The sequence below is a fragment of the Nocardia iowensis genome (assembly GCF_019222765.1).
GTDB lineage: Bacteria > Actinomycetota > Actinomycetes > Mycobacteriales > Mycobacteriaceae > Nocardia > Nocardia iowensis.
This window is the reverse complement of record NZ_CP078145.1, coordinates 6,747,646-6,770,799: the sequence shown is the minus strand read 5'-3', so window position 1 is coordinate 6,770,799 and position 23,154 is coordinate 6,747,646. Positions and strand designations below refer to the sequence as shown.

Annotated in this window: 10 protein-coding genes; 3 read left to right on the top strand and 7 right to left on the bottom strand. The window is 68.2% G+C overall.

Annotation, left to right across the window (positions count from 1 at the left end; genetic code table 11):
• Positions 1 to 182: 182 nt before the first annotated feature.
• From KV110_RS31195 to KV110_RS31165, 7 genes are all read right to left on the bottom strand, one after another.
• Positions 183 to 1,001 carry an ABC transporter permease gene (locus KV110_RS31195; protein WP_218470755.1) on the bottom strand — a complete coding sequence of 273 codons (819 nt, stop codon included), beginning with the start codon at positions 999 to 1,001 and terminating at the stop codon, positions 183 to 185.
• Complete coding sequence (locus tag KV110_RS31190) at positions 1,001 to 1,819, bottom strand: ABC-2 transporter permease (RefSeq protein ID WP_218470754.1); 819 nt, start codon at positions 1,817 to 1,819, stop codon at positions 1,001 to 1,003. The genes KV110_RS31195 and KV110_RS31190 overlap by 1 nt, the downstream gene beginning before the upstream one ends.
• Positions 1,816 to 2,817: an ATP-binding cassette domain-containing protein gene (locus KV110_RS31185; protein WP_218470753.1), complete on the bottom strand. Its 1,002-nt coding sequence runs from the start codon at positions 2,815 to 2,817 to the stop codon at positions 1,816 to 1,818. The genes KV110_RS31190 and KV110_RS31185 overlap by 4 nt, the downstream gene beginning before the upstream one ends.
• On the bottom strand, positions 2,814 to 16,394 hold the full coding sequence (locus tag KV110_RS31180; RefSeq protein ID WP_218470752.1) for a non-ribosomal peptide synthetase: 13,581 nt from the start codon (positions 16,392 to 16,394) through the stop codon (positions 2,814 to 2,816). The genes KV110_RS31185 and KV110_RS31180 overlap by 4 nt, the downstream gene beginning before the upstream one ends.
• A gap of 195 nt (positions 16,395 to 16,589) precedes the next feature.
• The gene (locus tag KV110_RS31175) at positions 16,590 to 17,048 is read right to left on the bottom strand and encodes an AMP-binding protein (RefSeq protein ID WP_218470751.1); all 459 of its coding nucleotides are present in this window, start codon (positions 17,046 to 17,048) and stop codon (positions 16,590 to 16,592) included.
• Between the two features lie 142 nt (positions 17,049 to 17,190).
• Positions 17,191 to 18,288: an ABC transporter substrate-binding protein gene (locus KV110_RS31170; protein WP_218470750.1), complete on the bottom strand. Its 1,098-nt coding sequence runs from the start codon at positions 18,286 to 18,288 to the stop codon at positions 17,191 to 17,193.
• A 142-nt stretch (positions 18,289 to 18,430) separates the two neighbouring features.
• Positions 18,431 to 19,234 carry a VOC family protein gene (locus KV110_RS31165; protein ID WP_218470748.1) on the bottom strand — a complete coding sequence of 268 codons (804 nt, stop codon included), beginning with the start codon at positions 19,232 to 19,234 and terminating at the stop codon, positions 18,431 to 18,433.
• 250 nt (positions 19,235 to 19,484) lie between these two features.
• Between KV110_RS31165 and ctaD the strand changes: the two genes are divergently transcribed.
• The 3 genes from ctaD (at position 19,485) to KV110_RS31150 (ending at position 23,124) form a co-directional block, all read left to right on the top strand.
• Positions 19,485 to 21,227 carry an aa3-type cytochrome oxidase subunit I gene (ctaD, locus tag KV110_RS31160; protein WP_218470747.1) on the top strand — a complete coding sequence of 581 codons (1,743 nt, stop codon included), beginning with the start codon at positions 19,485 to 19,487 and terminating at the stop codon, positions 21,225 to 21,227.
• Between the two features lie 140 nt (positions 21,228 to 21,367).
• Positions 21,368 to 22,585, top strand: a complete 1,218-nt coding sequence (serB, locus tag KV110_RS31155) for a phosphoserine phosphatase SerB (protein ID WP_218470746.1) — start codon at positions 21,368 to 21,370, stop codon at positions 22,583 to 22,585.
• 92 nt (positions 22,586 to 22,677) lie between these two features.
• Positions 22,678 to 23,124: a protease inhibitor I42 family protein gene (locus KV110_RS31150; RefSeq protein WP_218470745.1), complete on the top strand. Its 447-nt coding sequence runs from the start codon at positions 22,678 to 22,680 to the stop codon at positions 23,122 to 23,124.
• Positions 23,125 to 23,154: the final 30 nt, after the last annotated feature.

The window sequence follows — 23,154 nt, the reverse complement described above, 5'->3', positions numbered from 1 at the left end:
TTCGGCCCCGGCACTCACGCCGGGGCCGAATCGCGTTTACGCGAGCCTGCCGATTATCGAGTGGCCCATCGTTGACAGCGGACGAAAGGAGGAGGTCGAGGCCACCGGGCGTACCGAAATCTCTAGCGTCAACCTGGCATACCGCCAGGGTATCGATAGGTCGTCACACCGGCAACGGGATATCAGCGACGGCTGGCGCGGCGGTAGCCGATGGTGGCGGGGATGGCGAACAGGGTGATGGCGGCGAGGGACCAGAGCAGGGTGAGGGTGAGGGGGCGGGCTAGGGGGCCTTCGAGGGCTAGGGCTTTCATGGCGTCTACGGCGACGGACATCGGTTGGTTGCGGACGATCGGCTGGATCCATTGGGGGTAGGCCGCCAGCGGGACGAAGCCGGTGCTGAAGAACATCATCAGCGAGGTGAGGATGGTGATCGCTTCTACCAGCGTGGCTTTGGCGGTGAAGACGGCGACGGCGGTGACGACGGTGGCGAAGGCCAGGCCGAAAAGTACCGGGATGAGCAGGAATACCAGGGTGGCGAGGACGCCCTGGTGGAAGCGGAAGCCGAGCAGGTAGCCGACCAGGATGATGGCCAGGGTGCCCGCGAAGATGCGGCAGCCCTCGGCGAGGATGCGCGAGGCCAGGCCGGAGGCGCGGTGCACCGGCAGCACCCAGAAGCGGGCGAGCAGTCCGGCGTCACGTTCCCGGCCGAGCAGGACCCCGCCGGCTACCGCGCCGGAGAGTGCGCCGACGAGGGTGACCATCGGCACCGAACCGTACAGGGCGCTACCGCCGGTGAACTTGCGGATCTGGCCGCCGATGACCGTTTCCAACATGATCAGCAGCAGGCACGGGATGATCAGGGTTTCCAGCAGGGTCACCGGATTGCGTGCCCAGCGCAGCAGCAGCCGATGGGTCTGAATCATGGTGTGCCGCACCAGCGATGCGGCCGACATTTCGGCGTCGGCGCGGGCAGCTGCGGTGCGTTCGGCCAGCAGTGCCATCACGCCCTCCTCGAACTCAGTCGGATGGTCAGCGGAATGCACAGCGCGAGAATGCCGATCGCCCAAGCCAGCGGCGGCCCCATCAGCGCCAACGTCACCTGGCCCGCGTTGCCCAGCGTGTCACCGGCCAGCGCCCGCAATCCGATCGCGAACTGGGACACCGGCTGATTGCGCACGAACGGCTGCACCCACGCCGGAAACTGGTGGGCCGGTGCCAGACCCGTCGAGAGCATGCCGAAGATCAACGGCGGCAACACCAGAGCCTGAGTCGTCGCCTCCGGACTGCGTGACACGGTGCCGATCACATCCGCGCCCAGCATCAGCGCGACCCCGATCAGCATCGCCAACAACAGGAAGCCGATCGTGTGCACGGTGTCCAGCCGGAACCGGAAGCCGATCACATGACCGCAGATAATGGCGGTGACCAGCGCGATCGCCAGCCGGAAGATATTGCCGGACATGCGGGCGGCGACCGGAACGAGCGGCCCGACCGGCATGGACCCGAACCGGCGATTCAGTCCGGCCACCGAGTCGGTGGCCGCCCGGAACGCGGCCGAGATGGCGGTGAACGCCGCGGCTTGCAACACCACGATGGGCATCATGAACTGGGCGTAGCTGCTGAACCCGGTGCCCGCGAACGTCATCACCGTCTTCAGCGGAATGTAGAAGCTGGCCGTGAACGCGGCGGGCGCGAGGATCGAGGCAAGCACCTCACCGGTTTTCACCGAGGGCACGATCAATCGAGTGGTGAGCACCCACCACTGCTGCGCCCGGAGCGGGGTGGCACGGACATCCGTCAACCAGGTGCCCGCGGTCACGAGACCTTCTCCACGTCAACCGGTTTCACATCAGCGGCACCGTCAGCGGAGGCCAGGTGGCCGGTCAACTGAAGGAACACGTCGTCGAGCGACGGCCTGCGCAGCGCGATGTCGACCAGTTCGACATCCGCGCCGTCCAGGCGGCGCAATGCCTCCGCCAGGGTCTTCGCGCCATCGGGGGCCGGGATCGCGATGCGATCCGAGTCGGGTGTCATAGCGGCCCGAATATCTTCCGGCAGTAGCGAACCGAGCGCGTCGGCGATAACGGGCAGATCCTTCAGATCCAGCGGAACCACTTCGCAGTAGCTGCCGCCGGTTCGGGACTTCAGCTCATCGGCGGTGCCCTGCGCGATCACCACCCCGTGGTCGATCACGATGATCCGATCGCTGAGCGCGTCCGCCTCTTCGAGGTACTGCGTGGTGAGCAGGGTGGTGATGCCCGCCTTCTTGAAGCTGCTCACCAGGTCCCAAACCCCCTGCCTACTCCGCGGATCGAGGCCGGTGGTCGGTTCGTCGAGGAACACCACATCCGGCCGGACGACGAGACCGCACGCGATGTCGATGCGTCGCCGCATGCCGCCCGAATACGTGCCGACCCGGCGGCCCGCCGCACCGACCAGATCGAACTCGGCGAGCAGTTCGTCCGCGCGGGCCCTGGCCGCGCGCTTGCGCAGCCCCATCAGCCTGCCGAACATCACCAGATTCTCGTAGCCGCTCAGCATGTCGTCGAGGGCGGCGTATTGCCCGGTGAGCATGATGGACCGGCGCACCGCCGCGGGATCGGCGACCACATCGTGCCCGGCGACCACCGCGCGACCGCGATCCGGCGCGATGAGCGTGGACAGGATGTTCACCATGGTGGTCTTGCCCGCCCCGTTCGGGCCGAGGATGCCGAGCACCTCGCCCGTCTCGGCCACGAAATCGACCCCGCGCAACGCCTTTACGGTGCCGAAGGATTTCTCGATTCCTTCGACGACGACTCCTTGATCGGAACTCATTTTCGGCCTCTCAGATGTTCGTCGAGCACGCGCGCGATGATCGGCAGCGCGTGGGGTGCGGTCAGTTCGTCGTGGGTGACCTCGACGTCGTGGTTGCTGATTTCTCCGGTCACGTACGGCCGCCAGCCGTCCGGACCGAAGATGTCGGAGGTATCCACGGTCGCGCTGAAATACACGATGTCGCCGTCGAATACCGGTCGCCGATAGCCGGTGCGGGTCCGCGCCGACGCGTTGTACGACGCCGCCATCCGCTCGATGGTGTCCGCGTCGATCAGCGAAACACCGCCCAGCCGTTCGCGAATCAGCTCGGCCGCCTGCTCTGCGGTGGCCTCGGCGGGCACATCGTCGATGCCGAAGACCGAGCCGAACGAGTTGACGAACGCGCCGGCGCTGAGCCGTTCGATGGTGTCACCGTCGATATCGGCGGTGTCGGCGTCCAGCAGTGCGACGACGCCGACGGTGGCGCCCGCTTCTTGCAGCTTGGTCGCGACGGCATGTGCGATGAGCCCGCCGAACGACCAGCCGAGCAGGTGGTAGGGGCCGTCCGGCTGGATGGCGCGGATCTCGCGCACATACCGGTCGGCGAATTCCTCGATGGAGCGGGCCGGTGGTTCGTGGCCGCCGAGGTCCGGTGCTTGCAGTCCGTAGATCGGTCTGCCCGGACGCAACGCATCGGCGAGGCCGAGGTAGGTCCACGACATTCCGGATGACGGGTGGATGCAGAACAGGGCAGGTGCGGTGCCGTCGAGCCGGATCGGCAGCACCACGTCCAGACCGAGTCCGGCGGGGGCTGCCGGAATTCGCGCCGCGGATTGCGCGGCGATGGCGGCGGCTTCGTCGGCCGCGGCCGTGCGTGCCGCCGCGGACTGCGCGAATCCGGCAGCGGCGCCCAGTGTCTGGACCCAGAGGTCGGCCAACTCGGCGACCTCGTCGTGGTGCAGCAACGTATCCGGGAAACCGAAGCTCGCCCGCAACCGGTCGCCGACCACAACCGCATTCACGTCGACCACCGATTGCAGTGGCACGGACCGGTGTTCGACCGCATGCAGGTCGCCGAACTCGTCGGTCGGCAGCCAGCCGAGGCCTTCCAGCCCGGCCGGAATGTCGCCGGTCGAATACCGCCCGAGATAGTTGAAGCTGACCTGGCCGGGCAGGCGGCCCGGAAGGTGTTCGGCTGTCTCCGGATTCAGGTAGCGCAGCAGACCGAAGCCGATGCCCTTGTCCGGCACCGTGAGCAGTTGGTGCTTCACGGCGCGGATGGCTGTACCCATGGCGGGACCGCCGGCGAATGCGTCATCGAGGTCGATGCCGTTGAGGTCGAGGCGGACCGGGTAGATGCTGGTGAACCAGCCGATCGTGCGGGAGAGGTCGGCACCGGGAATCGCTTCCTCCTGCCTGCCGTGCCCTTCGAGCCGGATCAGGGCATCGGTGCACGGTCCGAGGTCTTCGGCGCTCGCCGTTCCCGTGTCCGCCGGGACCGAGTCGGAACTATCCGTGCCGGGCTCGCCACTCGACCCGGGCGTCCGCAGGGGAACCTGGGGGAGGCCGCCGGATGGCTGTGGATGGCGGCCCCGCCAGCGGATCAGCGCAATGGCCAGCGTCGCGAGCAGAGCGTCGTTGACGCCACCCCGGAACAGCCCAGGCAGTGTCGTGAGCAGTGCGTTCGTGATGTCCGGTGATACCGCGCGGTCCAGCATCCGCAGCATGTGCGTCTGATCGATCGCGGGGTCCAGCGCCCGGGAGCCGATCAGCGGATCGGGTCCCGCGATGACGCCCTGCCAGTAGCTGAGCTCCGAGACCCGCTTGTCCGTGCTCGCCGCATCGACCAGCGCGTGCGCCCACCGCCGCATCGAGGTGCCGGTCTCGGCGAGCACCGGGGTATTGCCGACCGATACCTGCGCCCACGCGGCGACGAGATCCGGCACCAGGATGCGCCAGGAGACGCCGTCGATGACCAGGTGGTGTGCCACCACTATCAAACGTCCTGCCCGCGTGCGGGTTCCGCCGTCGTCGATCGGATCGAGCCAAATGAACTGGAGCACAACGCCGTTGGCCGGATCGAGGCGATTCATCGCGGAATCCAGTTCGGTCACCGCGTATTCGCGCAGATCCACGGAGTCGGCCGCGGCGTCGAATTCGACGCGGTGCACCAGGGCGTCCACATCGACCGAACCGGGTTCACCCACGGACAGCCGCGGCTCGACGTTCTCGTCCAGCACCAGCCGGGCGCGCAGCATGTCGTGGCGGTCGACGACAGCGGCCAGCGTGGCGGCGATCTGCGCCCGTTCGATACCGATCGGCAACTCCAGCACCGCTGTCTGCGCGAAGCGGCTGTAGTCGCCGCCCCGGTCGAGCATGTAGTGCACGATCGGCGGCAGCGGCATGTCGCCGACACCACCGCCGGGCAGCTCGTCCAGCGTGACCACCGCGCCCGCGGCATCGGCGGCCGCGGCCAACGCGGCAACGGTGCGATGCTCGAAGACCTGCAGCGGTGTGCACTGGACGCCGTGCTGCTTGGCCCGCGACACCAGTTGGATGGCGAGGATGCTGTCGCCGCCGAGCGCGAAGAACGAATCGTCGGCGCCGACCTTGTCGAGACCGAGCAACTCGGCGAAGATTCCCGCCAGCGTCTCTTCGGTCGGCGTGGACGGTGCGCGATACTCGGTGCGTTCGGCGGTGAATTCCGGTGCGGGCAGCGCCTTTCGATCCAGCTTGCCGACCGCGGTGAGCGGGATGGCGTCCAGGACGACGAACGCGGACGGGACCATGTAGGCGGGCAAGGTGTCCGCCGCGATGGCGCGAACCCTGGCGACGTCGATCACGACCCCCGGTGTCCGCACCAGATAAGCGGCCAGTGCGGTCGCTCCGGTGGGACCGGGAACGCCAAGGGTCACCGCGAAGTCGACGCCGTCGACGCGCCCGAGCACGGCATCGATCTCACCGAGCTCGATGCGCTGACCGCGCACCTTGACCTGGAAGTCGGTGCGCCCCAGGTACTCCAGCTCCAGCCGCGACGACGCGGACCGCGTCCAGCGCACCAGATCGCCCGTGCGATACATCCGTTGGCCCGCCGCACCGAACGGGTCGGCGATGAACCGCCCTGCCGTCAGACCCGGCCGTGCGTGATAACCGCGAGCCAGGGCCGGACCGGCCAGGTACAGCTCACCCGCGACACCTACCGGCACCGGGCGCAGCCGGTCATCCAGCACCAGCACCGCGGCACCGCGAACCGGCGTGCCGATGGACACCGGTGCACCGACGACGAGCGGTGCGGAACCCGTTGCCCAGATGGTGAATTCGGTGGGGCCGTACAGATTGACCATGGCGCGGTCGGTAGCCCACCGCTCGACTAGTTCGGCACCGACCGCCTCACCCGCCACCGCGAGCACCCGCACACTCGACACCTCGCCGGGATCGAGCGTGGCCAGCGCCGACGGCGTGATCACCAGGTGGGTGACCTGTTCGTCGGCGATCAATTCGGCCAGCGCGCTGCCGCCGAACACCTCCGGCGGCGCGACCACCGAGGCCCCGCCAGAACCGAACGCCATGAGCGCCTCGAACACCGACGCGTCGAAACTCGGTGAGGCCACCTGCAATACCCGGGCACGCTCGTCAAGCCCGAGCGACTCCCGTTGCGCGACAACCAGGTCAGCGATGCCACGGTGGGAGACCGAGACGCCCTTCGGAGTGCCGGTCGAGCCGGAGGTATAGATCAGCCACGCCGGGTTATCCGAACGGATCGGGTGCGGCGGCTCACCTTCGCGCAGTGGCCGCGCACTCGCCCGGCACCAGCGTTCGACCAGGGCGATGTCGTCCAGCACCAGCCATTGCGTGCTGTCCGGTAACAACGGCCGGTACTCGGCCACCGTGAGGCCGACGCGGGCGCTGGAATCGGTCAGCATGTGATCTATCCGCTCCACCGGGTGCTTCGGGTCGACCGGTAGGAAAGCCGCACCGATCTTGGCCGCCGCCCACATGCCGGTCAGCAGTTCGGCCGAGCGAGGAAGGCCGAGGGCGACTACGGTTTCCGGGCCCGCGCCTGCGGCGAGCAGCAGCCGGGCCAGCCGGTTGGCGTGCGCGTCGAGTTCGCGGTACGTCGTCATGTGTCCGGCCGCGATCAAGGCGGGGCGATCCGGGTACCGGGATGCGGTGGTGGCAAGTATCTCCGGAAGCGTGGTAAGACCGGCGCTTTCGGGGCCGCGGACCGGTACCAGTGTTGTTCGTTCGCTGTCGTCGAGGATGTCGATATCGGCGAGTCGCACGTCGGGTTCGGCGAGAACGGTGGCGAGTACGCGCTGCCAGCGGGTGGCGAACGCCGCCACCGTCGCCGCATCGAATAGGTCCGTCGCGTAGGTGAGCACACCGGCCAGCCCGGCCGGGCCGGTCTCGTCGAAGCGCTCCCGCAGATCGAGGGTGAGATCGAATTGGGAAGTACGGCGGTCGAAGTCCTGCACCTCGAACCGCAACCCCGGCAGCTCCAGCACCGGCTCGACGAAATTCTGCAGCGACAGCGACACCTGGAACAGCGGATGATGTGCCGTCGACCGAGTCGGATTCAACACCTGCACCAGCCGTTCGAACGGCACATCGGCATGTGCGAACGCGTCCAGATCGGTCGAGCGCACTGCGGTCAGGAAGTCGCCGAACCCCGCGGCGGGGTCGACCGGTGTGCGCAAGGCCAGGGTATTGACGAACATGCCGACGAGTTCGTCCAGCGCCTGCTCGCCGCGCCCGGCCACCGGCGTCCCGATCACCACATCGTCGGTGCCGCCGAGCCGCGCCAGCAGCACCGCGAGCGCCGCGTGCACGACCATGAACAGGCTGACATTGTGCGCTGCCGCGAATTCCACCAGTGCACCGTGCAATTCGGCATCGACCGTGAAATCGACGTCGGCGCTGTGCATCGTCTGCACCGCGGGCCGAGGCCGGTCGGCGGGCAGTTCCAGTACGTCCGGCGCACCGTCGAGCGTGTCGCGCCAGTACCGAACCTGCTGCGCTGCGATCGATTCCGGATCGGATTCGCTGCCGAGCAATTCGCGATGCCACAGCGCGAAGTCGGCGTACTGCACGGCAAGCGGAACCCTGGCCGTGCCTGCACCGCTGACGTGCTCGGAGTACGCGGCGACCAGATCAGCGGCCAGCGGCGCCATGGACGCACCGTCCGCACTGATGTGATGCACCACGAGCACGACGACGTGTACAGCGGCGGAGTCGCTTTCGGTGGCGTGCGCCGCGGGTATCGGAGCCATCGCGGCAGAGTGGCCGGAGGACACCGATGGGGCGCCGACCGAAGGATTCGATGCGACCGGCGGAGCGCCCGCGAACGCACCGGAGGACACCGGGGCCGACGTCGCGACGTGGTCGGGGGGAACCGGCGCGGGCACCGCAGCAGACGCGGCTGTGGAGGCGGCCAGTTCGCGGCTGACCGGATCATGGTCCCGCGGCTCTCCGTTGGCAGCCGAGCCGGAAGTCGCGTCAGCGATGCGGAACAACCCGACCCGCAGCGGCGGCTCCTTGGCGATATCGAACCCCTCGCCCGCCAGGGCATTGATCCGATCGCGCAGTGCCGCACCGTCGTCGGTCCCCAGCACCGTGAGGGTGGGTGCGGCCGTCTCGGTGTCCATGACCACCTGACGGGGGCCCGCCGCGTCGGAAGGGTAGATCGTGCGCAGGCTCTCGTGCCGGTCGACGACGTCGGTGAGCGCCGAACGCATGGCGTCGACGTCGAGCTGGCCGGTCAGGCGCAGCGCGACGGCGATGTTGTAGGCCGACGAGGTCGGGTCGAGCCGGTTGAGCACCCACATCCGCTGCTGTGCCGGGGACAACGGGATGCGGTCCGGCCGAAGCCGCGGCGCGAGCGCGAACCGGCCCGGCTTGCCATCGGTCGCCGGGACCACCCGCGCGGACAACTGCGCGACGGTGGGCGCGTCGAACAGATCCCGCAGCGCGATGGTCGAGCCGAGCGCCGAATTGACCCGGGCGACCACCTTGGTCGCGCTGAGCGAGTTGCCGCCGAGTTCGAAGAACGATTGATCGACGCTGATCCGCTCGCGGCCGAGCACATCGCCGAACACCTCGGCCACCGCCTGCTCCACCGGCGTACGTGGCGCGAGGTAGGGCCGGTTGGTGTCCGAGAAGTCCGGCACCGGAAGGGCTTTGCGGTCCAGCTTGCCGACCGGCGTGAGCGGAATCGAGTCCAGCACAACGAGGTAGCCGGGCACCATATATCCGGGCAGCTCGGCGGCCACTCGCTCGCGCAGCCGCTCGGTATCCAGCTCGACGCCCGCGGCGGGCAGCACGTACGACACCAGCACGGTCGCACCGGCCGGACCGGCCCGGCCGATCGTGACCGCGTACTCGACCTGCTCGTCGCGCGACAACACCGCGTCGATCTCGCCGAGCTCGATGCGCAGTCCACGGATCTTTACCTGGAAGTCGCTGCGCCCCAGGTACTCCAGCTCGTAGCCGCCGTCGCGGCCGACGCCCCAGCGCACCATGTCGCCGGTCCGATACATTCGCTCGCCGGGTGCCCCGTATGGGTCGGCGACGAATCGACCGGCCGTCATCTCGAAGCGGTTGAAGTAGCCCCTGGCGAGTGCGGGCCCGGCCAGATACAACTCGCCGGCGACACCGACGGGCACCGGACGCAACCACGTGTCCAGCACCATGGTGGCCGCGCCGCGAATCGGCCCGCCGATCGTGATCGGTTCGCCCGCAACGAGTTCCGCCGGACCGGTGGCCCAAATGCTGAACTCCGTCGGCCCATAGAGGTTCACCATCCGCCGCCCGACGGACCAGCGTTCGATCAGCTCCGGTGTCGCCGCCTCACCGGCCACCGCGAGCACCCGCAAGTGGTCGAGATCGGTCGGCTCCATGGTGGCCAGCGCCGACGGTGTGATCACCGCATGGGTCACCCGTTCCGTGCGCAGCAGCTGTTCCAGTTCCGCGCCGCCGTAGACATCCGGCGGCGAGACCACCAACCTGCCGCCCGCACCGTGCGCGGTCAGCAGCTCGAACACCGAGGCGTCGAAGCTCGGCGACGCCACCTGCAACGCACTCGCCGTCGGATCCAAGTCGAGGGAATCGCGTTGGGTGGAAACCAGATTCGACACCCCGCGATGACTGAGCAGGACCGCCTTCGGCTTGCCGGTGGAGCCCGAGGTGTAGATCAGGTACGCCGTCTGGTCGAGATCGATCGGGCCGCCGCGTTCCTCGTCGGTGATGGGTGCGTCGGACACCGTCATGACCCGGCGGATCGTGTTGAGGTCGTCGAGCAGCAGCCAGTCGATACTGCCGGGCAATGTCTCGCCGGTGGCCGTGACCGTTACGCCAATCGGCGCCTTCGAGTCGGTGAGCATGTGCTCGATCCGCTCGACGGGATGGTGCGGATCCAAGGGCGCGAACGCCGCGCCGGACTTGGCCAGCGCCCACACCGCCACCACCGATTCCAGCGACCGGGTGAGGGCGAGCACGACGAACACCTCCCGCCCGACACCACGGCTCAGCAGCAGCCGCGCGAACCGGTTCGACCAGGCGTCGAGTTCGCCGTAGGACATGGTGAGCGTGCCCGCGCTGACCGCGATGGCGTCGCCGTCGATCGCCGCGCCGGCGGCGAGGATATCGGGCAGCGTGCGCATGGGCAGCGACTCCGGCCCCCGAACCGGCAGCAGCGCAGCACGTTCGGCGTCATCGCAGTACTGCAACTGGGAGACCAGGGCGCGCGGATGGTCGGCCAGCTGGGTGAGCAGCCGGACGAAGCGGTCCAGCAGCGGCCGGGCCGCGGCGGGATCGAGCTGATCGGCCATGAACTTCAAGCTCACCCGCAGGGAGTCGTGGCCGTCCGTGCCGCGCAGCGGAATGACCATGAGGTTCAACGGGTACGGCGTCGCGTCGGTGCCTTCGACGTCGAGCACCCGCATGCCCGCGATATCGAGCGCCTGCGACAGCGCGGCCCGATCGATCGGATAGGACTCGAAAACGGTGAGGGTGTCGAACAATTCGGCAAGCCCGACGGCCTGGTGAATCGCCGCGAGGCCGACATGCTGGTGATCCATCAGCCGCGCCTGCTCGGCCTGTAAACGGGCCAGCAGGTCCACCACCTTCTCCGCCGGATCGAGCCGAACCCGCACCGGCAGCGTGTTGATGAACAGGCCGACCATTTCTTCGACACCGGCCAACTCCGGCGGCCGACCGGAGACCGTGCCGCCGAACACCACATCGGTCCGGCCGGTGAGCATGGCGAGCAGCAGTGCCCAGCTCGCCTGCACCAAGGTATTGACTGTGGCGCCGGATTCGCGTGCCGCCGCTTCCAATCGGGCCACGGTATCGGGGGCCAGGTCGGTGGACAGCATGCCGGTCTCGGTCGACTCGATGCCAGCCAGCGTCGGGACGGCGCGGGTCGGGGTGTCGATGCCCGCCAGCGATTCCGCCCACGCGGCAATCGATTCGGCGTCGTCGCGTTCGGCCAACCAGGACAGGAATTCGCGATAGGAGTGCGCGGGCTGCAGCGCGGACGTGTCACCCGAGGTGAGGTACAGCGTCAGCAGTTCGCGCACCAGCAGCGGCGTCGACCAACCGTCCAGCACCAGATGGTGATTGGTGAGCACGAGCCGGTAGGTGTCGGCGGTCGTCCGGATCAGGGTGAAGCGAACCAACGGCGGCCGGGTGAGCTCGAAGCGGGTGCGGGCGTCCAGCGCGATCAAGCGGTCCAGCTCTCGCTGCCGCAGTTCAGTATCCGCGATGTCCGTGAGATCGACTTCCTGCCAGCTGATTTCGGCATCGGCCAGGACGAGTTGCCGGGGACCATCATCGGTCTCCACGAAGGCGACCCGCAGATTCTCGTGCCGAGCCAGCAATGCCTGTGCGGCGGCGCGCAACCGGGCCGCGTCGACGGTGCCTGCCAGGGTGAGCAGCGATTGCACGGTATAGCCGTCGGCAGTATCGGAGTCGTAGAGCGCGTGGAACAGCAAGCCGTACTGCAGCGGGGAGAGCGGCCACACATCGGCGAGGTTCGGATAGTCGCGTTCCCATGCGTCGATCTGCTGCTGGGTCACCGGGACGAGGACGAAGTCGGACGGTGTCCGCCCGCCCGAACCCACGGACTCGGCGTGCTCGGCAAGCGCCAACAGAGCTGCTGCCCAGAGCCGCGCGAGTTGGTCGACTTCCTCGGCGTCGAGCAGCCGGGAAGCGTAGGCCCAGGTCACTTCCAGGCCCGTATCGGTCAGGACGGCGTTGATATCGACGACGGCGGCCAGTGGCGCCCGATCGTCCTGCGTGGCCGCAAACCGTTGCGGCAGCCAGGGTTCCGTCTCCGCTCCGGTGCTCGCCCGGCCGAGGTAGTTGAAGCTGATCTGCGGTGTCGGTGCGTCGGCGAGCGCCGCCGCGGTCTCGGCGTCGAGGTAGCGCAGCACGCCGAAGCCGATACCCTTGTCCGGCACTGTCCGAAGCTGTTCCTTCGTGGTCTTGATGGCCGTGCCCGCCGCCACGCCACCGGCGAAGGCGTCGGCCAGATCGATCCCGGTCAGATCGACGGCGACCGGATACACGCTGGTGAACCAGCCCACCGTGCGTGCGACATCGGCACCGGGCAGGATCGCCTCCGTGCGGCCGTGCCCTTCCAGGGTGAACAGCGCCGAGGCCCGCTCCCGCCACCGGCCGACCGCCATGGTGAGCGCGGCGAGCAGGACATCGTCGGCGCTGCAATGGAATCGATCGGGTGCGGTGGTCAGCACGGTGTTCGCGATATCCGGTGCGATTACGGTCTGGCGGTGCGCCATGGTCGCGACCACATCGACGGCCGGATCGAGGGTGTCCGCTCCGAGCGCCGGGTCGGGCGTCGCCAGAATGCGTTGCCAGAGCGACAATTCGGGGACTCGCCCAGATACCTGCTCCGCTTGGCCGTGCGCCCAGCGCCGGAACGAGGTACCGACCGGCGCGAGGGTGCCGCCCATGGCTGCCGTCGCGAGATCCGGCAATAGGATCCGCCAGGAAACACCGTCGACCACGAGGTGATGCAACACCAGCCAGAGCGCCGGTTCGGCATCGTTGCGCTCGAGCAGGACGAAGCGCGCGACGACACCCGCCGCGGGGTCGAGCAGGTCGGCCGCTCGCTGCACTTCGTGTTCCCGGGTCTCGTCGCTGTCCGGCCCGACCGCGACGACGTCGACCAGGGCGCTCGCGTCGACCGACCCACGCTCGGCAACCAGCCACTCCCAGCCATCCGGGGAGGCGCGCAGTGAGGAACGAAGCAGATCATGGTGATCAACGAGCGCCTGCACCGCCGCAACGAGCCGACCCCGATCGAACCCGGCGGGCAGCCCGACGAGCACCGCCTGGCCGAACCGCTGCCAGCTGTCACCCTGCTCCAGCATGGCGTGCACGATCGGCGTGAGCTCGACAGCGCCGACCCCGCCACCGGGCAATTCGTGCACCACCTGCGCCCGTACCTCGGTGGCGACAGCGGCCAGTGCGGCAACGGTCTTGCGTTCGAACACATCCCGCGCGCTGATCCCGATGCCCGCCGCCTTCGCGCGGGATACCAGCTGGATGGACACGATGCTGTCGCCGCCGAGTGCGAAGAAGCTCTCATCTACACCGACCGTCTCGATTCCGAGCACCTCGGCGAAGAGCGCGGCCAGCGCCTCCTCGCGCGGCGTGGAAGGAGCGCGACCGGCGACTGCGCGGGCCCCGAAATCCGGTGCGGGCAGCGCCTTGCGGTCCACCTTGCCGAGCGGCGTGAGCGGGATACTGTCCAGCACCATCACCACGGTCGGCACCATGTAGGCCGGAAGGGTTTCCCCGGCTGCGGCTTTGAGTGCTTCCGGGTGCGCCTCGGCTCCTGGCTTCGGCAGCACGTACGACACCAGTGCGGTTGCGCCGGAACCGGTTTCGGCACCGAGGGTGATCGCGAAGTCGACGTCCGGATGCCGTTGCAGCGCCGCGTCGATCTCACCGAGCTCGACGCGGAAACCGCGGATCTTCACCTGGAAATCACTGCGGCCGTGATACTCCAGCTCGAGCCGGTCACCCCGCGAACTCCAGCGCACCAGGTCCCCGGTGCGATACATCCGCGTACCGGCGTCGTACGGGTTGGCGACGAATCGGCCCGCGGTGAGCCCGTTGCGCTGGTGATAGCCGCGCGCGAGCCCCGCACCCGCTAGATACAGCTCGCCGACGGTGCCGGGCGGAACCGGCCGCAGCCACGGGTCGAGCACCACCGCGGACACACCGCGGACGAGACCGCCGATGGTGACCGGCGCCGCAGGCACAAGCGGTTCGCTCAATGTCACGGTCACCGTGGTTTCGGTGGGGCCATACCCATTCAGCAGCGTGCGGCCGGACCACTTGGCGACCAGCTCGGGTGGGCAAGCGTCGCCGCCGACGATCACGGTGCGCAGGTCGGGCAGCGTCGCCGGATCGAGTGAGCCCACCACCGTCGGGGTGACATTGAGGTGCGTGACGCGGTGCGTGCGCAACACCTCGGCCAGCTCCTCGCCCGCGTATGCCGCGGGCGGCACGACGGCGAGGGTGGCACCGGCGGCGAGCGTCACCAAGATTTCCTCGACCGAAATGTCGAAGCTCGGCGACACCGCGTGTGCCACCACGGAATCGGCGGTCACGCCGAACCCGGCGCCGGAGCCGGTCGCGAGGTTCGCGAGTCCGCGATGCGAAACAAGGACACCCTTGGGCAATCCGGTCGATCCCGAGGTGTAGATGATGTAGGCCACCTGATCGAGGTGCATCGAGGCGGGTCGTTCCGCGGCGGTGACGGCCGCCGCATCCTGCTCCCGCACGCTCCGCTCGGTTGCCTCTTCGTCCAGGATCAGCCAGTTCACTCGGTCCGGCAACGACTTTCGGGCCGCCGCGGCGGTCACGCCCGCCACGACGCCGCTGTCGCCGACCATGTGCTCGATCCGGTCGGCGGGATAGGTGGGATCGATCGGTACGAACGCGGCGCCGGTTTTGGCCACCGCGATCATCGCCAGCACGGACTCGGCCGAACGGGGGATCGAGATCGCCACAGCGCGTTCCGGTCCGGCGCCCGCCGCGATGAGCACCCGGGCCAGGCGATTCGTGTACTCGTCGACTTGCCGATAGGTCAACTCGGTCGCCCCGGCCCGGATCGCTATCGCATCAGGATCGAGTGCCGCACCGACCGTGAGGATTTCGGGCAAGGTACGGGGCGGGACACCGGCGGGCCCGCGCGCGGGCACCAGCTCGGCTCGCTCGTCGTCGGACACCACCGGCACGGTCGACAACGCGGCATCTGGTCCCGCCGCGAGGAAGCTGTGCAGGAACAGCAGGAACCGGCGATGTTGCGCCGCCAAATCGGCGTCGCTGTAAAGGTTTCCGTTGCCCTGGAAATCGATGTGGGTGCTCTCGCCGCCCACCCCGGGATACACGTTGACGAACAGGTCGTCGATCAACCCGGACGTCAGTACATGCAGGCGGCCGGTCACCTCGCCGAGCTGAATCCTGGTGTCCACCATCATCAGGTTCACCGAAGGACCGAACGACGCGGCCTCGTCCATCGGTCGGCCCAGATCGCGGAAGATGTCCTCCTGCCGGTACCGCTGCCGCCGCAGCGCCCCGGTCAGCTCACCCTGCGCCGCCCGGATCACCTCGCCGACCGTGGTGGCCGGCGTCAGCGTCAACCGCAGCGGAACGACATTGGCGATCATGCCGCCGGAGCGGCGCAGGATTGCCGTGGTTCGCGCCGAAACCGGCAGGCTCAGGACAATTTCGGCAGCGCCGGTCATCGCGCCCAGATACGCACCGAAGGCCGCGACAACCGTCGGCGCGACACCCGACGAAGCCGCCTCGGCGACGGCATCGAGCAAATCCGCGGTGTCCCGCGGCAGTGCACCGGCGACGCGACTCGGGTGCGCATCGACATCGGCGGTGCGACCGGCGAGGCTCACCGGGTCGGCCATCCCGGCCAGATGTTCGAGCCAGTACTCCTGGTCGGCTCCGAAGCGATCCGAATTGCGGTACGCCAGATCGGCTTCGACGATTTTCCGCAAATCCTCGGCCTTCGCGGGCGGCGGCTGCTTGCCGTCGATCTCGGCGTTGTAGATCTCCCCGGTGCGCTGCACCATGGTCAGCGCGCCCATACCGTCCAGCACGATGTGATGGATCCGCGAGTACCAGTACCAGCGCTCGTCGGCGAGCCGCAGCATCGCCATCCGCACCAGCCGATCACGGGTCAGTTCCAGTGGCGCCTCGTACTCCGCGCGCATCCACGCGTGTGCGGCGGCCGCCGGGTCACGTTCGCCGCGGAGGTCCAGGGTGAGCAGGCTGTCGTCCAGGGTGGTGTCCACGAACTGGTACGGATGACCATCGACCTCGAGCAGTCGCAGATACCCGGTGCCGAACTCACGGCCCGCCTGCCGGGCGGCACGCGCCAGCAGGTCGAGGTCGATCGGTCCGCTCAACTCGACGTACTGCGCGATGGAGATCGGCGTATCGCCCGCGATGTGCTGGGCGAACCAGATTCCGCGTTGGGCCGCCGACAGCGCGAAGGCGCCCTCGGGCAGACCGCTGCCGGTCTCGACGGGCGAAGGGGGAGGCTGTTGCATGAAGAGTCCTACGTTCTTACCGCCCGGGGCCGGCGCGGATGTGACCGCCGCTGGCCACCGCGGTAGTGGTAGTACCTGCCGCACAGCTCGCGACAGGTTCATTTTGAACCGGTGACGTGTACACCGATGGGCGATTGCCGACATGGGTCGGACATGCCGAACGGCGCGCCCGAACGTGGTCGGGCGCGCCTGGGCTCAGGCCGATTTCGGCAGCTGCTGCTCGTCGTCGGTGAGCGGCGCGTCGGAGCCCGCGAGGTAGCGCTGCAGTGTCGAGCGGTCGTCCAGCACCAGCCAGTCGATCGCGTCGGTGAGCGCGGCGCGCTGCGCCTTGGTGGTCACGCCCAGCGTGGTGCCCAGGGTGAACGACCCGTCCGCGGCGACGGGTACCGGTGTGCCGCCGATCTTGACGATGGCCCGCTCCGCGACAACGGATTCGATCTCGTCGGTGATCGCGATGGCGACGCGCGGGTTGTCGTCCGCGCCGAGCTCGAGCAGCAGCCTGGCCAGCCGGTTCGACCAACGATCCAGCTCGGCGTAGGTGAGGGCGCAGTCGGCGGTGGACACCACGACCGCGTTCGGATCGACCTCGGCGACGGGCCGCGCCAGCGGCAGCCTGCGGAGGTTGTCGGCGAGCGAGTCGGTCAGCGTATGCATGGTGGTTGTCCCTCGAAGTCTCGGTGAAGAGGTTTCTTGCGTACCTCTAATCTCGTCCACGAGAAGAGACTTCGACAGCAACCCAAGCGCTGGTCGGCGCACCTCCCAGGGTGGGCAAAATGCCACCAAGGGGGTACCGGGGTCAGTCGGTGACGAACCCGTTGAGCGTGCCGTTCAGATCGGCGAGCAGCGCACGGGCGGCGGTGAGGCCGTTGCCGTGCCAGACGGTGTCCTCGACGGCGAAGACCCGCTTGTCGGTCGCGGCGCCGAGGTCCTTCCACGCATCGGTGCGCAGCACCGACTCGCCGTGGCGCTTGCCCTCCTCGCCCGCGAGGATCACATAGATCAGATCGCCTTCGACCTTGGTGGCGAACTGGTCGGGGGTGACGTCGAACGAGGGGCCGCGCTGCGCGGTGGGCCGCTGCACACCCACGTCACCGAGAACCTGGCCCGCGAAACTGTCGCTGCCCTGAATCCGATTGGTATCAGCGGTGAATCGGATGAGCGAGGCCTGCGTCTGATTGGCGGCGATCGCGTTGCCGATATCGGTGGCCTCGGTGCGGTAGTTGTCGAGTGCGTCGTCGGCGGCCGCGCGCCGACCCAGACCTGTTGCGAGCGCGGTGAATTCGGCCTGCCAGCTGTTGTCGGCGCCGACCAGGACGGTGGGGGCGATCGCCCGTAGCGCGTCGAAACTCGCTCCCGCGGTGGGGATATTGCCGAGAATGAGGTCGGGATGCAGACCGGCGATGAGCGCCGGATCCGGCTGTGCGGCCGAGCCGACGCCGGGGATCTTCAGCACACCGGTGCCGAGATAGTCGGGCTGTGGGCTCGGCCCGTCGAGGGTGACCGCGCCGACGACGCGTTCCCACAGGCCAACCGCGCACGCCGCGTCAAGCGCCGAGGTGGTGAGGACGACGATGCGCTGCGGGTCGGCGGGCACCTCCGAGACGCCGGCGGCGTGCGTGACGGTACGCGTGCTGCCGTTCGCCGGATCGGGTGCGCTCGGCAGCGCACAGGCCCGGGTGGTGTCACGCTCCAGCCCGACCACGCCCGCACCCGCGATATTGGTGGTGGTGCGCACGATGCTGCTGGCGTCGTCGGGTGTGCTGCTGCAGCCCGCCGCCACGGCGGTCGCGCATAACGCCGCGACAGCGACGATCCGGCGCCGTGCCACGCGGGCGGTGCCGGATCGGGGAGAAGCTGTGCGGTTTCGGGTGCGAACGAAGGCGCTCAGCGGCATGCGGGTGAGGGTACATGCGTGCGCGGCGCGGCCAGGGGAGAGGCCACCGCGCCCGCGTGCCGCGTCGCGCCCCTACTGCGACCGGCCGCGCGGAAACCGCCGTGGGGCAGGGTATTCCGCGCGACCCGCCGGTTCCGGCTGCTCAGGCGGTGTCGCCGCCGATGCTGAAGCGCGCCCCGGTGGCATCGGCGACCGCCGCCATCCGGCCGTACGGGGTGTCCTCGGGCGCGGACAGCACCGTGCCGCCCAGTTCGACCAACTTCGCGATCGTCTTGTCCACCTCGTCGGCGCCGAAATACACGGTCCAGCCAGCCGGTACGCCCTCCGGCATGAACGCGGCGGCGTCCATGACGCCACCGAGCATCGGGCTCTGCGCGTGAATGGTGGTGTAGCGGAATTCCGGAGTGTCGGAGATGGTGAAGGTGTCCTGCCAACCGAAAACGCTGCGGTAGAAGTCGAGCGAGGCGTCGTAGGCGCGGGTGTGCAACTCGAACCAGGACGGTGCGCCCGCATGGTCGCGCCACTGCCCGTCATTGACCAGCGCGCGGGTCTCGAAACCGCCGAAGGTCCCGGTCTGCCAGACGCCGATGCTCGCGCCACCCACGTCGCCGAGCACCGCCATGCTCCCCAGATCGCCGACGGCCATCGGTGCGACGAACACGGACCCACCGTGCGCAAGCGCCTTGTCGGCGGTGGCCTTGGCATCGGAGCTGGCCAGATAGATGGTCCACTGCTCGGGGCTTTCCTCACCCGCCATCCGTCCCATGGCACCGGCGACTGCAAGGCCGTCCTTGCGGAAGGTGACGTAGCCACCGAATTCTTCGCCCGCGCGATCGGCGGTCCAGCCGAACAGTTCGCCGTAGAAGGCGATGCTGCGGTCGAGATCGGAGGTGTAGAGATCGACCCAGCAGGGATCGCCGGGCTTGGGCTGGTTCTGGTCGGTCATGGTTGGTCTCCTGGCCTGGAGTGGAACACTGGACACCGATAGAGACGCCGACCATCCGGCAAACTCATCGGTGTCGTGTCGTTCCGGCCCGACCAACGAAATACGACACAGAGTAGGACCCGTGCGGATTGCTGCGGCAGCACGGTTTACGATTCCAGAAGCGCAAGCGAACTGTCGTCTGTTCCGACATGGGGATGGATGCAAGCAGCGGAGCCTGCGGAGCGACCTAAAGGCACCTTCAGGAGGATCAGTGACTGCGGTAGAGCCCCAGCCAGTCCAGCAGTTGGAAGCGACTCGGCCGTATCCGGCGCGGACCGGGCCGAAGGGTTCGTATCTCTACAAGATGGTCACCACCACCGACCCCAAGGTCCTCGGCACCATGTACCTGGTGACCGCGATGAGCTTCTTCCTCATCGGTGGTCTGATGGCGCTGATGATGCGGGCCGAGCTGGCGCGGCCGGGTCTGCAGTTCCTCTCGCCGGAACAGTTCAACCAGCTGTTCACCATGCACGGCACCATCATGCTGCTGTTCTACGCGACGGCCATCGTGTTCGGCTTCGCCAACATCGTGCTCCCGCTGCAGATCGGCGCCCCTGACGTCGCCTTCCCCCGACTGAACGCGTTCAGCTACTGGCTGTACCTGTTCGGCGGCACGATGGCGACCGCGGGCTTCATCACCCCGGGTGGCGCCGCCGACTTCGGCTGGACCGCCTACACCCCGCTCACCGACATCCTGCACTCGCCCGGCGTCGGCGCTGACCTGTGGATCCTCGGTCTCGCCGTCTCCGGTCTCGGCACCATCCTCGGTGGCGTCAACATGCTGACCACCGTCGTCTGCCTGCGCGCCCCCGGTATGACCATGTTCCGGATGCCGATTTTCACCTGGAACATCGCCGTCACCAGCGTGCTCGTGCTGCTGGCCTTCCCGCTGCTGACCGCAGCGCTGTTCGGCCTCGCCTACGACCGGCACCTCGGTGGCCACATCTACGACCCGGCGACCGGCGGCGTCCTGCTCTACCAGCACCTGTTCTGGTTCTTCGGGCATCCCGAGGTGTACATCATCGCGCTGCCGTTCTTCGGCATCGTGTCCGAGATCTTCCCGGTGTTCTCGCGCAAGCCGATCTTCGGTTACACCACGCTGGTCTACGCGACGCTCGGCATCGCCGCGCTGTCGATCGCGGTGTGGGCGCACCACATGTACGCGACCGGTGCCGTTCTGCTGCCGTACTTCTCGTTCATGACGTTCCTGATCGCCGTGCCGACCGGGGTGAAGTTCTTCAACTGGATCGGCACCATGTGGCGTGGTCAGCTGACGTTCGAGACGCCGATGCTGTGGTCGATCGGCTTCCTGGTGACCTTCCTCTTCGGTGGTCTGTCCGGTGTCATCCTGGCCAGCCCGCCGCTGGACTTCCACGTCACCGACTCGTACTTCGTTGTCGCGCACTTCCACTACGTGCTCTTCGGCACCATCGTGTTCGCCACCTTCGCCGGTATCTACTTCTGGTTTCCGAAGATCACCGGCCGGATGATGGACGAGCGCCTCGGCAAGTGGCACTTCTGGACCACGTTCGTCGGCTTCCACACCACCTTCCTGGTGCAGCACTGGCTCGGCGCCGAGGGCATGCCGCGCCGCTACGCCGACTACCTGCCCAGCGACGGCTTCACCGTGCTGAACACCATCTCCACCATCGGCGCGTTCATCCTCGGCGCCTCGATGCTGCCGTTCATCTGGAACGTCTTCAAGAGCTTCCGCTACGGCGAGGTCGTCACCGTGGACGATCCGTGGGGCTACGGCAACTCGCTGGAATGGGCCACCACCTGCCCGCCGCCGCGGCACAACTTCTACGAGCTGCCGCGCATCCGGTCCGAGCGTCCGGCGTTCGAGCTGCACTACCCGCACATGGTTGAGCGGATGCGGCAGGAGGCGCACGTGGGCTGGGGTTCGGGCAAGCACGCCACCGACGTCCACGAAGGCGCAGTGGCAACCAAGTAGGAATTATTACGACGACGAGTGTGCACCTGCTGGCCACCAGCGGGTGCACACTCGTTTGTGCAGCGAAGTAGTCGCCCGCAGCGATGTGACAACGAGGTCAAGCACAGCGACGGCAACCTTACGAAACTGGAGCAACTCAGTTGGCCGACACCACCGTTCTCGTCACCGTCACCGGACCCGACCGTCCCGGTGTGACGTCCGTGCTGCTCGCGGCGATGTCCCGGCACCACGTGAGCCTGCTGGATGTCGAGCAGGTCGTCATTCGCGGCCGACTGACCCTCGGTGTGCTGGTCACCTGTCCGAGTGACCCGGAGGCGCTGCAGGACGAGCTCGAAGAAGCGATGAACACCGTCGGCATGCATGTCGACGTCGAGGTCGACGCGGTGATCGGCAGGCAGCCGATGTCCACCCACGCGGTGGTGATCCTGGGCGCACCGGTCACCGCGCGCGCGTTCAGCTCGGTGTCGCGGCAACTGGCCGCGCTCGGCGCCAATATCGACAGCATTCGCGGCATCGCGGACTACCCGGTCACCGGGATGGAACTGCTGGTCACCGCGACCGACACCGGTGCCGACACCGACTCGCGACTGCGCACGGCACTGGCCGAGGCAGCGGTCGCCGAACAGGTCGACGTCGCGGTGGAGCGGGCCGGACTGGCTCGCCGGGCCAAGCGCCTCATCGTGTTCGACGTGGACTCGACCCTCATCCAGGGTGAGGTGATCGAAATGCTCGCCGCGCACGCCGGCGTCGAGGACGAAGTCCGCAAGGTCACCGAATCGGCCATGCGCGGCGAACTCGACTTCGCCGAATCGCTGCGTCAGCGGGTCGCGACCCTGGCCGGGCTGGACGAGTCGGTGATCGAGGAGGTCGCCGAGCGGATCGAGCTGACCCCAGGCGCGCGCACCACCATTCGCACGCTGCGTCGGCTCGGCTTCCGCTGCGGTGTGGTGTCGGGTGGGTTCCGTCAGGTGATCGAGCCGTTGGCGCACGAACTCGAACTGGACTTCGTGCAGGCCAACACGTTGGAGATCAAGGGCGGCAAGCTGACCGGGCGGGTCGTCGGCGAGATCGTCGACCGGGCCGCCAAGGCCACCGCGTTGCGCAAGTTCGCGGCCGAGGCGGGGGTGCCGATGGAGCAGACGGTCGCGGTCGGCGACGGCGCCAACGACATCGACATGCTCAATGCGGCCGGGCTCGGTGTCGCGTTCAATGCCAAACCCGCGCTCCGCGAGATCGCCGACGCGGCACTGTCGCACCCCTACCTGGACGCGGTGCTCTACGTCCTCGGTGTCACCCGGCACGAGGTCGAGGCCGCCGACGCCCGCGACGGACTGCTGCGCCGGGTGCCGCTGAGCTGACCACCGGGTACCCGGTGTCGATTGCGCGGTCCGGCCTGCCCCGTCGGTAGGCTGGCGCCGACCATGATCATCAGGGTGATTCGGAGGGTGCGTTGCGGAAATCTCTGCTTGTGCTGCTGCTCGGATTGACCGTCGTCGGGTGCGGCAACGACGATGCCGCCACGTCGGATCCGACCTCCTCGGTCGCCGCGACATCCGCTCCGCCGCCAGCCCCGGTGACGGCCACCGAGGTCGACAACGGCAAGGAGCGGCGGCTCACCGTCGGCCAGCCCCTGGTGGTGACGCTGCCCGCGAATCCGTCCACCGGTTACTCCTGGCAGATCGCCGAAGTGGACGCGAAGGTGGTTCGGGCGCAAGGGGAACCGGCCTTCACGCCGGATCCCAACGTGCCGGTCGCCCCCGGCTCCGGTGGCACGTCGGTGTGGACCTTCGTCGGCAACGCCCCGGGCATCAGCCGCCTGACGATGGACTACCTGCGGCCGTGGGAGCAGGGTATGGAACCGGCACAGACGTTTTCGTTGACGATCAAGGTGGAGTGATGTCGAGCATCCCGGAATGTGGTGCCGAAG

Coding starts and splice junctions, on each gene's coding strand:
- KV110_RS31165 (WP_218470748.1), bottom strand. CDS start 19,234: ATGACCGACCAGAACCAGCCCAAGCCCGGCGATCCCTGCTGGGTCGAT.
- KV110_RS31180 (WP_218470752.1), bottom strand. CDS start 16,394: ATGCAACAGCCTCCCCCTTCGCCCGTCGAGACCGGCAGCGGTCTGCCC.
- KV110_RS31170 (WP_218470750.1), bottom strand. CDS start 18,288: ATGCCGCTGAGCGCCTTCGTTCGCACCCGAAACCGCACAGCTTCTCCC.
- KV110_RS31195 (WP_218470755.1), bottom strand. CDS start 1,001: ATGGCACTGCTGGCCGAACGCACCGCAGCTGCCCGCGCCGACGCCGAA.
- KV110_RS31175 (WP_218470751.1), bottom strand. CDS start 17,048: ATGCATACGCTGACCGACTCGCTCGCCGACAACCTCCGCAGGCTGCCG.
- KV110_RS31185 (WP_218470753.1), bottom strand. CDS start 2,817: ATGAGTTCCGATCAAGGAGTCGTCGTCGAAGGAATCGAGAAATCCTTC.